This window comes from Methylomonas sp. Kb3, assembly GCF_002834115.1.
Classification (GTDB): domain Bacteria; phylum Pseudomonadota; class Gammaproteobacteria; order Methylococcales; family Methylomonadaceae; genus Methylomonas; species Methylomonas defluvii.
This window is the reverse complement of record NZ_PIZT01000025.1, coordinates 22,002-36,351: the sequence shown is the minus strand read 5'-3', so window position 1 is coordinate 36,351 and position 14,350 is coordinate 22,002. Positions and strand designations below refer to the sequence as shown.

Here is a 14,350-nt window from a genome sequence, read left to right as displayed (position 1 = left end):
GCTACGCTAAAAGCGGAGCTTGGCTGGATGCGTAATTTGCGAAACTTTTTTACCGGCTAAATTTAAAGATCGTCTTCAGCATCTACAATTATTATCGCGGCCCTAAAATACCGCTGGCCTAAATGCCTTTGGGGTAAAGGCTCTATCGAAGGCTTAAACCGTTTCAGGCTTCGACGAATGCAGCCCAAACGGGGCAGCAGCGATAAATTGGGCCGATTTGCATGACAATGTCTTTGATACAAATGACGGCATTTATAGAATTTGGCGATTTTCGAGAACCAAACTGATCGGGAGCTGCCGCTTACGCAATTGCCCGAACTCGACACGATTCCAGCTTTGCAGCGTACTGCCCAAGATGCGCTAACAAGATCACTTCACAGCGATAGCCATTGACCAAACAACCATGAATAACGCGCCTTCACCCGCGAAACAGACAACGTTATCCGAAACAGTTGCTCCTTCATTTACCCGAGTTTTAATTTCCAATATCGTGGGTTTGGTGATGTTGCTTGGTCTGGCGCTGTTAATAGGCATGACTTGGCAAAGCGTCGCCAGCACCGAAGAAACCACCCGGCGGGAGGTGAAAGAAACCCTGGACCGCGCGACCGAGCGCCTGCAGATTTTGATTCGCGCGGCGGAGATGACAGCCGAATCCGCTGAACGTGCCGCGATAGCCCCGGAGGTAACGGGCGCCACTTTACAATCGACACTGGAATATTCGCTGGCGGCATTCGAACAACGCCCGGAATTAAGTTATCTGGGCATTTCCTTGGCAGCTTCAGGCGAATACGGCGCGTTGGAACGAACTGCAAATGGCGAGATTTTACTTTGGCTATTTCCGGGTGACCGCACGGAAGGCCCGCCTGCGCGAAAGTTCATATTGACCGAGCAGGGATTCGTGCTCCATCAACAGCTGTTTAACCAACACTACGATCCCCGCAGCGATGCGTTCTACGCAGCCGCTTTGCGCAGCCCGAGCGGCGACACCTGGGTTCCGGCTTACCGCTGGGCGGCGCCATTTACAGGCAACGAGCCTTTGTGGGGCTTCAGCTACGGCAAAGTGCTGAAAGATGCGGGCGGACGTTTGATCGGCGTTCTGGATGCTGACTTCGACATCCCGGCATTGAATAGCTTTCTAAGCGCCATAGGTACGGAATATCACTCCCGGTTTCAGGTCCTGGAGTTGGGAGCCGCTCCCCGCCTAATCGGCGATCCGTTGCAAGTAGGCCGAGCGCCGTTGCCCTTGCCTGCCGATTTGAGCCCTTTGCTGAATTTCACCGGCGAATTATTCCTAGACCGCATGCTATTGGAAGGCGAGCAACGCTGGGTTGCCGCCCGCCGCATGCCGCTGAAAGGCGGCATGTCTTGGTTGGTCATTACTTCGCGAAAAGTATCGTTTATCGAAGACATGCTGCGTCGCCAGTTGTATCAGGTGGGCGGTATGGGCGTGGCAATTACCGCAGGACTGGTGCTGGTCTCAATGCGCATGGCCCGGCGCTTCGGCAAACCGCTGGCGGCGCTGGAGCGCCGGGTCGCCGGCATCGGTCATACCGAACTGGAACCCCCGGCGGCCGCCACTTTCGCCACGAACGAGTTCCGGGAAACCCAAATTCTGGGGGAAGCCCTCGACCACATGGCCGTGGCCGTTAAACAACTGCTGGAAGCCAAGGAACAGCAAGCCGCTTCTCTGGCCTTAAAAGGCGCAATTTTCGACTCCACTCACACCGCAATCTTTAGCCTGGATCACCAATTGACCGTTATAGAATGGAACGCCGCCGCAGAACGTTTGTTTGGCCTGGCGCGTGAATTCATTCTGGGTAAGGCCATCACCGATGCTGTGCTTGCGCCCGACGGCCACGCTGATTGGGCCGAGATTCTCAGCACCACCGATTCCGGCGCGTTTCAATTTGTCGGCACCCAAGGCGTGTTCGACGCGGAATTGCGAGTGGCGGCTTTTACACGCAACGGTTTGGAAGTCCGCACGCTGTTTCTAAACGACATCTCGGAACGACAACGCGCGGATGCCGCATTGCGGGAAAGCTTGGCCCGCTTCCACGCCGCCACCCGTGCGACCGGCGATGTCGTGTGGGACTGGGACTTCGCCAGCAACAACATCTGGTGGAGCGAGAACTTTCAAATTGTGTTCGGCTACACCACTGACGAAATTTTGCCTTCATTCGACTTCTGGGCCCGCCGCATCCACCCCGACGACCGCGACCGCGTGGTTGCACACCTTCAAGCCACCGTAGCCGGCAGCGAGAACACCTGGTCCGAGGAATACCGTTTTCGACGCAAGGACGGCAGCTATGCCGACTTGTTTGATCGCGGCCAATTGCTCTGTGACGACACGGGACGCGGCGTGCGGATGATAGGTGCCATTCAGGACATCACCGCGCGCAAACAGGCCGAGCTGCAGATTCGCTATCTGGCCACCTACGACGGCCTCACCGGCCTGCCCAACCGCGACCTGATCCAGGACCGCATTGCCCAAGCCATCGCCCACGCGCGCCGCGCCGGCAATCAGCTGGCACTGCTCTATCTCGATCTGGATCGCTTCAAGATAGTCAACGACGGCTACGGCCATCCATTCGGCGACGCGGTGCTGAAGGTCGCCGCCGAGCGGCTAGGCAGCCTGGTCAGGGACGGTGATACCGTGTCTCGCCTGGGTGGTGACGAATTTCTAATTTTGCTGACTGATTTAAATAAAGATAGCGATGCCTATTTCCTCGCCCAAAAAGTGGTCAGGCATCTTGATTGTCCGCTTCTGGTTCAGGGGCGTAATATCCATTTGTCCGTGAGCATTGGCGTCAGCGTATTCCCGCAGGACGGCGAAACCGCCGAGGCGCTGATCGACAACGCTGACGTGGCGATGTACCGCGCCAAGGACCTAGGCCGCAACACCTGTCAATTCTTCACCCGCGAGATGAGCGAGGAAACCCTGCGCCGCGTCAATATAGAGACGCGCTTGCGGGAAGCGTTGGCATTGGGACAGTTTCAGCTGGCCTATCAACCCAAGGTCAACTTGAAAAACGGCCAAATTTCCGGCTGCGAAGCCTTATTGCGCTGGCAACATCCCGAGATGGGTGCGGTATCTCCCGCTCAGTTCATTCCAATTGCCGAGGACTCCGGGCTTATCGTGCCCATTGGCGATTGGGTGCTGCGCGCAGCTTGCGCTCAGGCAAAAGCCTGGACAGACGCCGGTTTGCCGCCGGTCTGTGTGGCGGTGAACATATCCGCGCGCCAGTTTCTACAGCAGGATGTGATCAGTTGGGTGATGAATACGCTCGAAGACACCGGTCTACCGGCCGCTCAACTCGAACTGGAACTGACCGAGAGTTTGATCGCTCAGGATGTGGAGAAGGTCATCGCCACTTTTAGTCAGCTCCGGACCGCCGGGGTGAAGCTGTCCATAGACGATTTCGGTACCGGCTATTCCAGCCTCAGCTACTTGAAACGATTTCGCGTAGATACCCTGAAAATTGATCAATCCTTCGTGCGCGACATGCTCACCGATCCGGAAGATGCCACTATTGTATTGGCGGTGATTGCACTGGCGCACAACCTGGCGTTCAAGGTGATCGCCGAAGGCGTGGAAACCGAACAACACTGCCAGTTTCTGCGCGAACACCAGTGTGACGAGATACAGGGCTATTACTTCAGCAAGCCATTACCGGCATCAGCATTCGAGGTCTTGCTGCGTACCGGCAAAAGCTGGGTATAAACGGCTGGCGCTTGGCGGGATAGCTTTTGCAAAGTTGAAGTTCGCCAATGCGCCGAGCTCTATTCCCGCTGCCGCCGTAAAAGGGGTATGTCTGTGATTTAATTGGCCGACAATCTGTGAAATACTTCACTATCATGACGCAAACTTAGTAAGCTAGGCGTCACATACAAACCAGACCGTTATCAAAAGCGGCACTCTACTAAACCAAGCGGTTATAGCCTCATCATGCAAGCAGAAGTCATCGCCAGTCTGAACCACATCCCCTTTCTCGCCGATCTGCCCGAGGAGGCTTTGGAAGCTTTGGCATCCAGGGCCAAGGTCATTAAATTTCCGAAAAAGGCCATGATCATCGCCGAGGGCGACCAGACCAGTTCGCTGTACATTATTTTGTCCGGCAAGGTGCGGGTGTTTGGCAGTAACGACAAAGACAAGGAGGTCACCTTATTGATTCAGGAGGCCGGCTCTTATTTCGGCGAACTGGCCTTGCTTAGCGACGAACCGCGTTCCGCCGCGGTGGAAGCCCAGGAAAAAACCGTGTGCGCGGTCATCGCCAAAACCGATTTCATCCACTGGTTGAAACTACACCCCGATGCGGCGATTGCCTTACTTAAAGTATTGTCGGAAAAAGTCAGATTCCTCACCGAGAAAGTCAAACAAATGGCCTTGTCGAATGTTTACGAACGTACCATTAAGGTGCTGCAAGACATGGCGGAAAAGGACGGCGATGTCTATGTCATTCATAACCGCCCGACCCAGCAAGAGCTGGCGACGATGGTAGGTTCGTCTCGGGAAATGATTAACAAAGTAATGAAAGAACTGACCAAAGGCGGTTACATCAGCGTCGACGAAAAAACCCTCAGAATCGAAACCACCCCACCAGCCTCATGGTGAGCTGAGTATAGCGATTATCGACAATGCATTCTCGCAACTGCACATTGGGCCAATTGACAAAAATAGAAAAATCCAGGGCAAAGTTAATTATTACCTTGATCAGTTAGGGTTTCAGACTTTATCATCCGAAAAAAAAACATCTTTCGGAGAAAAAATGCGCTGCCTTGTGATTTGCTTCATGGTTTTATTTGCGCCAATGTGTTTGGCGGAAACCGATGCGACCGCGACAAGCTGTAGCGTGGAAAAAGCCGCCAAACTGGTTTCGCTGCAAGGCACCTTGTTTTACGATGCCGGCGCCAAGGGACAATGGCAACCGGCGCAACTCGAGCAAAGCCTTTGCGAAGGCAGCCGGGTTCGAGTCGAAGCCTACAGCCGCGCATCCTTATTGCTACCCAATGGCATTACCCTCCGTCTTGCCGAGGGCACTGTACTGACTTTAAACGGCATCGCCCCCAACCAAGCCACCTTAGTGGATTTGCTGAAAGGCTTTGTCCATTTCATCAGCCGCACACCTAAGCAGTTACAAATCACCACTCCGATTGCTAACGCCGGCCCGGAAGGTACCGAGTTTGCGTTACGCGCCGACGATAGCAGTGCCGAATTATGGGTTTACGAAGGCGCCGTGCGCTTTTTCAATACCTACGGCGACATTCACCTAAAGGCCGGAGAAGCCGGGCAAACCTTATTGGGCCAGGCCCCACGTGCGCAAATCGACCTCAAACCCGCCGATGCGGTGAACTGGGCCTTGTATTACCCGCCACTATTGCCTTATTCCGCGTCGGATCCCGCTATAGCCCCTGCTCTACGCGCCGCGATACAGAATTATCGGCAAGGCCGGATCGATTTGGCGCTAACAACTCTGGACCGGACACCGCCGGCTGAACAGTCTTCAGAGTTTTTGAAAACCCGCGCGGCAATCAGACTAACAGCCGGGCAAAGCCAGTTGGCGATACAGGACATTCAAGCCTTACGCGCCGGCAATACGAATGACGCGGACGCTTTAGCACTGGAAAGCATTCTGGCGCTGACCCAAAACCGCAAAGCCGACGCACTGAATCTGGCCGAGCGCGCGGTGACGGCAAATCCGCAATCGGCTACTGCTTATTCAGCTTTATCGTATAGCCAACAAGCCGGATTCGAACTGGAAAAAGCCTTAGTAGCGGCACAGCATGCCAGTCAGCTAGCAGCTAACGATGCGATGACTTGGGCGCGACTGTCCGAACTGCAATTGGCCGTGGGCTTACGCTCGGAAAGTGCAGAATCGGCAACCAAGGCATTTATGCTAGACCCCAATCTGGAAAGAACTCAAACCGTGCAGGGCTTTTCGCAATTATTCAGAGTGGATACTGCCCTAGCCTTACGGCATTTCGAAGCAGCCGTGCAGCTGGATTCTACCGCGCCACTACCGAGACTGGGTTTGGGTCTAACGAAAATCCGCAGCGGCGACCTGGAAGCCGGACGCCGCGACCTGGAAATTGCCGCTATTCTCGACCCGAATAATTCCTTGCTGCGTAGTTATTTGGGCAAAGCCTATTACGAAGAAAAACGCCCGGCGCTGGCCGGCGATCAATTCGACCTGGCGAAACAACAAGATCCGAAAGACCCCACACCTTATTTTTACGATGCACTGCGCAAGCAATCCTTAAATCGCCCGGTCGAAGCGCTGCGCGACATGCAGCAGTCCATAGAACTGAACGAAAATCGTGGCGTATACCGTTCGAAACTGCTGCTGGACGAAGACGCCGCGGCCCGCACCGCCAATCTGGCACGTATATATAACGATCTGGGTTTTGGCCGGGTGGCGTTAAAAGAAGCCTGGAAGTCCTTGGGTCACGATGCCACCGACCCGTCGGCGCATCGTTTTCTCTCTGATGCTTACGTCGGTCAACCGCGCTACCGCGTTGCCCGCGCCAGCGAACTGTTGCAGGCGCAGTTGCTACAACCGATTAATATCACCCCGGTGCAACCACAGCTAACCGGGGAAAATATCGGCATTCTGAATAATACCGGGCCGGGCAGCTTATCGGTCAACGAGTACGATTCCTTGTACACCGGCAACGGCGCGCATATGGTTCTGAACGGCGCCTACGGCAGCAATAACACCAAAACCGATAACGCCATAGTCTCCGGCGTGTACGACAAACTATCGATGAGTCTGGGCCAGTTCCATTACCGAACCGACGGCTTTCGGCAAAACGACGATTATCAGCAAAATATCTACGACGCCTTTGCACAATACGCCTTCACGCCGGATTTTAGCCTGCAAGTCGAGTTGAAATCGGAAAACGTCAGAGCTGGCGACGTCCCGATGCGTTTGAACGGATTTCACGATGAAACGCTTAGACAGACTATCAAGCAAGACACGGCAAGAATTGGCGGCCACTATAAAATCGATCCTGAACAGGATGTGATCGGTTCATTTTTTTATACCAGGAGAAAGGAACTCACCCATAATAACTTCCTACATGCCTTCGCCGACGATCCTGACTTCGACAACCTTGACGATACATCCAGGTTAAACAAAAACGAAGGCTATCAAACAGAAATACAATATCTTTACCGCCCGCACTCCTTTGAATTAATAACCGGGTTGGGCCATCTGGAGTTAAGGAACGATATAAACTTTGATAATACAAATGTCTTTATCAATGGCGACCCAGACCCCCTCACGGATACGTCAAAAACAGCCAGCCAAACGCACCATTTCAATGGCTATATATACTCGAAACAATATTTACCGAAAAACCTAACGACAACCTTGGGACTCAGCTTTGATTATTTGGACAATGAATTAATCGATGTGAATTCAGCGACCCTTTATTCGGATGGTTCATCCACCGTCTCCACACAGAATCCAGACCTTATTAAACGGCAACAACTTAACCCTAAGTTTGGTATTACTTGGAATCCGATAGAGAATTTAACTTTGAGAGGAGCTGCATTTAAAACGTTGAATCGACGCCTAGCCGCAAATCAAACAATTGAGCCAACGCAAATAGCCGGATTTAACCAGTTTTTTGATGATAATAACAATGCTAGAGCTTGGCGATATGGCGTGGGACTCGATTACCATCCATTAAAAACCGTATTCGTCGGCGGCGAACTTAGCTGGCGAGATAGCCGACACCCCTTTACCAGCAACGGCGTATTGACACATCAAGATCGTAACGAATTGTCGCATTTAGCTTATATTTACTGGGCGCCTAAAGAATGGCTAGCTTTCAAAACGGAGTATCAATTTGATAAACAAGATAGAGCCTATAGGGCGGGCAACGGCGCCCTCAATCTCCCACAAAGCATCGCAACTCATCAAATACCCGTTTCTGTCAACTTCTTTCATCCGGTCGGCTTTTTTGCAAGAGTAAGTGGCACCTATGTTAATCAACACGTTGCAACTGCGACTGACTTTATCGCCAATCCGTTAGAATACCAAAGCGAAGGCTTTTGGACGTTTGATACTGCTGCCGGCTACCGTTTGCCAAAAAGACTCGGCTCGATTAATTTTGAAGTTAGGAATTTATTTGACAATAAATTCAACTATCAAAGTAATTTCGATGCTAGCGGCCCGCAAATCAGCCCATTTACCCCTGAACGGCAATTATTTGTAAAACTCAGCTTGTTTTATTAATTTGTTATAAGGGCTTTTTAAAAAATCAGGAGAAGTATAATGAAAAAAGTTATCGGTCAAACCCCTATTCTAATAGTACTTAGCAGTTTTTCTATTTTTGGATGCGGATCGAATGAAAGTATTGAAACACTAGTTGATCAAAGGGTCGCCTTAGCAAGTGGCGTCAATTTTGACACTGCAAAAATAGCAGTACTAGATCCGGAGACAGGTCAGGAACTATCGGCTTGTATTCAAAATAAATCCGATCCTCGTCGCAACGCCGAAAAAGTACAGTCGTCCACCAAAGACGCAGCCGAAAACTGTAAAGCCACTTTGCTTATTGACGATAATCCGGCACTTAAAGCAGCATTGGAACTCAGCAAGCAAACCATACAAGGTGAAATAAAAAAAGACGGCGAAGTGAAGCCTGCCCGGATTGTTATTTCAATTACCACCCTTTATAAAGGCTCGCATTGCAACGTCCTTTCATCCGGCGGCGACCAATACGAGAATTGCGGCAGGCAACGTTAAATTTACTATAAAAAACAGGGATCAGTGGCAAAGCAACTTACGCGGCAAATTAGCTAGTTACTCTACCGAAAACAACATAATGCTCCCGCGCAAGTGGGAGCCGTAAAAACTAATTTATAAAATTATCTTTATAAGCATTGTATTCAACTTTATTTCATAAAATTTATTGAAAAATACTTGACAAACAGGTAGCACACCCTTAGAGTTGACTCAGCTTATTTACTAGACAACTTCAATTACCGCTAAGCAGCATTCTGAGTTTGCGCAATAAGCTTATTACTTATCCAATAACCTATATCCGGACTACCGACATGAAAAATAACACATATTATGTTACTTCGATGTTTATTAGCGCCTTGCTGTCAATATATAGCCAAAACTCACAAAGTAATACCAACCAAACCGAAAATACCTTCATACCCCCGGCAACAACTGATTTAAGAACTATAAGCCACAAAGAAGCACAGGGCTGCATTCAATCACAAGGTAACTCAGCTATTTATAATACCCGCACATTAAGCCCGACAGACGGCAATCCTCAAAACGGAAAACTTTGCTCTCCCTCAATGGTTAAATATGACATTTCAAAGACCGATACTGCCCAAACCATATCGGCNCGTGTACTCCGGCGGAGATCAGTACGAAAATTGTATCGACAATGAGCGTTGAGTTTGCGCAATAAGCTAATTACTTTTTCAATAACCCATACCCGGACTACCGACATGAAAAATAACACACATTATATTACGTCTATGTTTATTAGCGTCTTGCTGTCAATATATAGCCAAAACTCACAAAGTAATACCAACCAAACCGAAAATACCTTCATACCCCCGGCAACAACTGATTTAAGAACTATAAGCCACAAAGAAGCACAGGGCTGCATTCAATCACAAGGTAAATCAGCTATTTATAATACCCGCACATTAAGCCCGGCAGACGGCAATCCTCAAAACGAAAAACTTTGCTCTCCCTCAATGGTTAAATTTAATATTTCAAAGATCGATAATGCCCAAACCATATCGGAGCAGGCAGCACCGGCGCCACTCTATTTAGCTTCTGATTGCAACGTCGTGTACTCCGGCGGAAATCAGTACGAAAATTGTATCGACAATGAGCGTTGAGTTTGCGCAATAAGCTTATTACTTATCCAATAACCTATACCAGGACTACTGACATGAAAAATAACACATATTATGTTACTTCGATGTGTATTAGCGCCTTGCTGTCAATCTATAGCCAAAATTCACAAAGTAATACCGACCAAACAGAACGTACCTTAATAAGCCCGGCAACAACTGATTTAAGTACTATAAGCCATAAAGAAGCACAGGGCTGCATTCAATCACAAGGTAACTCAGCCATTTATAATACCGGCACATTAAGCCTAGCAGACGGCACGCCTCAAAATGGAAAACTTTGCTCTCCCTCAATGGTTAAATATGATATTCCATCGCAAAACTCATTAAATGATATGGATGAACCAGTATTTTCTCAGTTATCTAATTCATCACCAGCTCAACAAATAGCAGAATACTGCACTACTATTTATGCTAACGGTTATGAATTTCAACAATGCATAAGTGATGAAGAACTCGCCGCCCTTTTAGAGTAATCGAATCTTACACAAAGGCTTCCGAGCTTCCTGGAGCCTTTGTGTGCTTTTATTAATCTAAGTTTACTGAATAAGTGTATCTCTGCCTTCTTTTTCTTTATATTCAAGTTAATATAGGCGGATTCAAATTTATTCATAAAATTTATCGAAAAACACTTGACAAGCAGGTAGGGCGCCCCTAAAGTTAACTCATCTTATCTGCTAGACAAATTCAAACCGTATCTCAATATTGGCATGCTGATTTTGTGCAATAATCTGATTACTTATCCAATAACATATACCCGGACTACCGACATAAAAAATAACACATCTTATATTACGTCTATGTTTATTAGCGCCTTGCTGTCAATCTATAGCCAAAATTCGCAAAGTAATACCAACCAAACTGAAAACACCTTAATAACCCCGGCAACAACTGATTTAAGTACTATTAGCCATAAAATAGTTAAACCTGACGTTCAAAAGATCGATGCGACTCAGGCAACGCCGACGCCACTTTATTTAGCTTCTGATTGCAACGTCGTGTTGGTCGGAGGAAACCAATACGAGTATTGCTTCGACTATGAGCGCTGAGTTTACGCAATAAGCTTATTACTTATCTAATAACCTATACCAGGACTACCGACATGAAAAATAACACATATTATGTTACTTCGATGTGTATTAGCGCCTTGCTGTCAATCTATAGCCAAAATTCACAAAGTAATACCGACCAAACAGAACGTACCTTAATAAGCCCGGCAACAACTGATTTAAGTACTATAAGCCATAAAGAAGCACAGGGCTGCATTCAATCACAAGGTAACTCAGCCATTTATAATACCGGCACATTAAGCCTAGCAGACGGCACGCCTCAAAATGGAAAACTTTGCTCTCCCTCAATGGTTAAATATGATATTCCATCGCAAAACTCATTAAATGATATGGATGAACCAGTATTTTCTCAATTATCGAATTCATCACCCGCTCAACAAATAGCAGCATACTGCTATACTTTTTTCTTGAATGGAGAGCAATACGAAACCTGTTACACACAAGAAGAAATCGACGGAGCGCTCGAGTAATATGAGTTTTTTAGCAGAAACTTGCGCCCCCATAATATAGGAGTTAACAATTAGAAATTTACTAAGGTATTAGACAAAATAGCTCTTAATACGGCTTATTTGCTAGAAAATTTTAAATAATTTCCGGTATTCAGTATTCTGAGTTGTTGCGACAAGCTTGTTATTTAACTATTACCACCCTACCTGGACTAACAAAATGAATAATAAAACAAGTTATATTATTTCTATCTTTATTAGCACATTGCTGTCAATATATAGTCAAAATTCACAAAGCAATACCAATCAAACAGAAAACACCTTAAGAACACAGGCGATAACCGATTTACGTGATATAAACCACAAAGAAGAACAGAGATGCAATCAATCACAAAGTAACTCAGCTATTTATAATGCCGGGCCATTAAACTCGACAATTTCCCCTTCTGAAAACGGAAAACTTTGCTCTCCCTCAATAGTTAAATATAATATTCCATCGCAAAACTCATTAAGCGTTATGGATGAACCAGTATTTTCTCAGCCATCAAACTCATCACCCAGTCAACAAATAGCATCATATTGCAATACTTATTACTTAAATGGCGACCAATATGAAATCTGTTATACACAAGAAGAAATAGACGAAGCATTCAATTAATTTCTGTATATAAGCCTCTAAATTGATGACGGTGGATCGCGCGTGCAGTCCGCCGTCATATCTATTGTCCAGACTGGCATTCCTTATGCCCCGTTCGTTACGCATCACCGTTCTCGGGTTTTTGCTAAGCACGCTGGTAGATTTAGCTTTCGATACGGAAAGCAGACTGGGTTTGGACACCTTATTCAAAATCCGCGGCCCGCAAGCAACACCCGATCAAGTGGTAATTGTCGCGATGGACGAAGCGTCCGAGACTCGCTTGGGCGTGGGTCAAGACTTGACCCGCTGGCGAGAGTTTCATGCAAAACTGCTTGACCAATTGCACCACCAAGGCGCGGGTTTGATCGTGTTCGATCTACAATTTATCGCCGCTAACCCCAGCGTAGACCCTACGCTAGCTAATGCAATGCGCGCTGCCGGCAAGATCTTGATCAATGAGTGCGTGCAAAAATTTCGCCGAGGCGTCGAGGACTTTTATGGGCGGGAAGAATGTTCGGACCGTAATAAAATGCCCGCCATTGCCCGCGAAGGCGAACCAGAGACAACCTTATCCGAGCAGATGATAGTCATGCGCAAACTGTCACCAACCCCGGTGATTGCTCAGGCGGCGCTAGATAGTGCGCCGTTTTATCTAATAAACGACTCGGAAAATGCCAACATCCGCGAGTCCTGGACCTTTTACGATGCACTCGCCGAAGCACCCAGCCTCCCGGTTTTGGCCTGGTTTTATTACCAACAAGCGAGCAGCGACTATCCGAATGAACAACCCTTGTCGGCTTGGTTGACTGCGCAGCGCCGAGCGTGTGCAAACTCACCTAATCTGGACCACCGCGCCAAGCAATTGATCTGTGCAGGCGACAGCCGCTATCTCAATTACTACGGCCCGCCGCGCACGCTCAGAATGGAATCCTACGCCGATGTTTACGAAGGTAAGGTTGAAGACTTACAAGGTAAAGTGATATTCGTCGGCCGCGCCAATCGCCAATTTTCGCCCGGCAAATCCGACTTTTTCCCAACCCCTTATTCCGATTCGCGCACCGGCAAAATGGCCGGCGTGGAGATCATGGCCACGCAATTCGCCAACTTGCTGGAAGATCGTTTTATAGAAATACCTGCGCCGGGTTGGCTAATTTCGAGCTTGTTCGGCTTACTTATCGCCCTGTTGCTGGTCGGATTAGCCGGCTGGCCCGGCATCGTCCTCAGCCTGGTGTTTGCCTTGGCTTACGCCGGCTCAGCTGTCTGGTTGTTCGGCCAACGCTATTGGTGGTTGCCTGTCGCCGGGCCGTTGTTAATTCAATTGCCGCTATCTTGGCTGCTGAGCTTGGCCTGGTCGCGCTACGACTTAATGCGCGAACGCGGGCGGATACTTGAATTCGTCAGTAGAGTGTTTCCGCAATGGGTCGGCGTGTTGCCTGCGGCGCCGGGACAATGGACCGAAAGCGCTAACGCCGGCATCGCTAAAAGCGAAAAAGATGTTTCCGGTTTGTGTCTAGCCACCGACATCGAAGACTACACCGCCATCGCCGCCCAACATTCACCCCGGGAAATGTGGACGCTGTTGAATACCTATTACCAGGTGTTGGGGCATCCGGTAGTGTCCCACGACGGTGTCATAGCCGATGTGACCGGCGACGCGATGATGGCGGTGTGGTTCGATGCGCCGGCAACGCAACAACGCCGCAGCGCCTGCTTGGCCGCGCTGGAAATGGCCACGGCGGTGGCGTCTTTCAACCTCTCCTCCAGCCAGGAACCACTCGCCACCCGCATCGGCTTGCATGAAGGGGATCTAACGCTGGGCAGCCTGGACGCCGGCAGCTCCAGTCATTACCGGGCTATTGGTGATACGGTCAACATTGCGTCGCGGATTCAGGGGGTGAACAAGTATTTAGGTACGCGGATTCTGGCAGCGCAGAGCATCGCAACCGACTTAGAGGGCATCGTTACCCGACCGGTAGGTACGTTTCGCGTCGTCGGCCGTGCGGAGCCATTGAATCTAGTGGAAGTCGTCGGAAAAATCAGCGGCGATCCCCCATCGAACAAAATGCACGCTCTGTTTGCCGACGGTTTGGCCGCATTCCAGGAAGGCCGGTGGCCGGAGGCCACTCGCCTATTCCAAGCAGCACTCGTTGTCGACGCCAACGACGGACCCAGCCGTTTTTATCTGCAAAAAACTTTACACTATAGTGAAATGCCGCCTTTGGCATGGGACAGAATCGTGGTGTTGGATGGCAAATAAGCCGTAGCAGCGACACCTAAAAATGGCGTTCCAGCAGAACGATCAGATGAT

10 protein-coding genes are annotated in these 14,350 nt (G+C 49.2%); all 10 read left to right on the top strand.

Annotated elements, in window-relative coordinates; genetic code table 11:
* The first annotated feature begins 403 nt into the window (after positions 1 to 403).
* The 10 genes from CWO84_RS13985 to CWO84_RS13965 all read left to right on the top strand — a co-directional run bounded on the left by CWO84_RS13985 (position 404) and on the right by CWO84_RS13965 (position 14,299).
* Entirely contained in the window at positions 404 to 3,721 is a 3,318-nt protein-coding gene (locus CWO84_RS13985) for an EAL domain-containing protein (RefSeq protein WP_101053316.1), read from the top strand.
* Between the two features lie 225 nt (positions 3,722 to 3,946).
* Positions 3,947 to 4,612, top strand: a complete 666-nt coding sequence (locus CWO84_RS13980; protein WP_101053314.1) for a Crp/Fnr family transcriptional regulator — start codon at positions 3,947 to 3,949, stop codon at positions 4,610 to 4,612.
* A gap of 154 nt (positions 4,613 to 4,766) precedes the next feature.
* Positions 4,767 to 8,240, top strand: coding sequence for a FecR domain-containing protein (locus tag CWO84_RS13975; protein WP_101053312.1), 3,474 nt, complete (start codon positions 4,767 to 4,769; stop codon positions 8,238 to 8,240).
* 39 nt (positions 8,241 to 8,279) lie between these two features.
* Entirely contained in the window at positions 8,280 to 8,750 is a 471-nt protein-coding gene (locus CWO84_RS13970) for a hypothetical protein (RefSeq protein WP_101053309.1), read from the top strand.
* Positions 8,751 to 9,472: 722 nt separating this feature from the next.
* Positions 9,473 to 9,874, top strand: a complete 402-nt coding sequence (locus CWO84_RS24210; protein ID WP_133120686.1) for a hypothetical protein — start codon at positions 9,473 to 9,475, stop codon at positions 9,872 to 9,874.
* 53 nt (positions 9,875 to 9,927) lie between these two features.
* Positions 9,928 to 10,365, top strand: coding sequence for a hypothetical protein (locus CWO84_RS24205; protein ID WP_133120685.1), 438 nt, complete (start codon positions 9,928 to 9,930; stop codon positions 10,363 to 10,365).
* A 324-nt stretch (positions 10,366 to 10,689) separates the two neighbouring features.
* Positions 10,690 to 10,938 (top strand): hypothetical protein, encoded by a 249-nt coding sequence (locus CWO84_RS24200; RefSeq protein WP_133120684.1) that lies wholly within the window; start codon positions 10,690 to 10,692, stop codon positions 10,936 to 10,938.
* 53 nt (positions 10,939 to 10,991) lie between these two features.
* Positions 10,992 to 11,429, top strand: coding sequence for a hypothetical protein (locus CWO84_RS24195; RefSeq protein ID WP_133120683.1), 438 nt, complete (start codon positions 10,992 to 10,994; stop codon positions 11,427 to 11,429).
* Positions 11,430 to 11,625: 196 nt separating this feature from the next.
* The gene (locus tag CWO84_RS24190) at positions 11,626 to 12,063 is read left to right on the top strand and encodes a hypothetical protein (RefSeq protein WP_133120682.1); all 438 of its coding nucleotides are present in this window, start codon (positions 11,626 to 11,628) and stop codon (positions 12,061 to 12,063) included.
* 85 nt (positions 12,064 to 12,148) lie between these two features.
* Positions 12,149 to 14,299: an adenylate/guanylate cyclase domain-containing protein gene (locus tag CWO84_RS13965; protein ID WP_101053307.1), complete on the top strand. Its 2,151-nt coding sequence runs from the start codon at positions 12,149 to 12,151 to the stop codon at positions 14,297 to 14,299.
* The last annotated feature ends 51 nt before the right edge of the window (positions 14,300 to 14,350 follow it).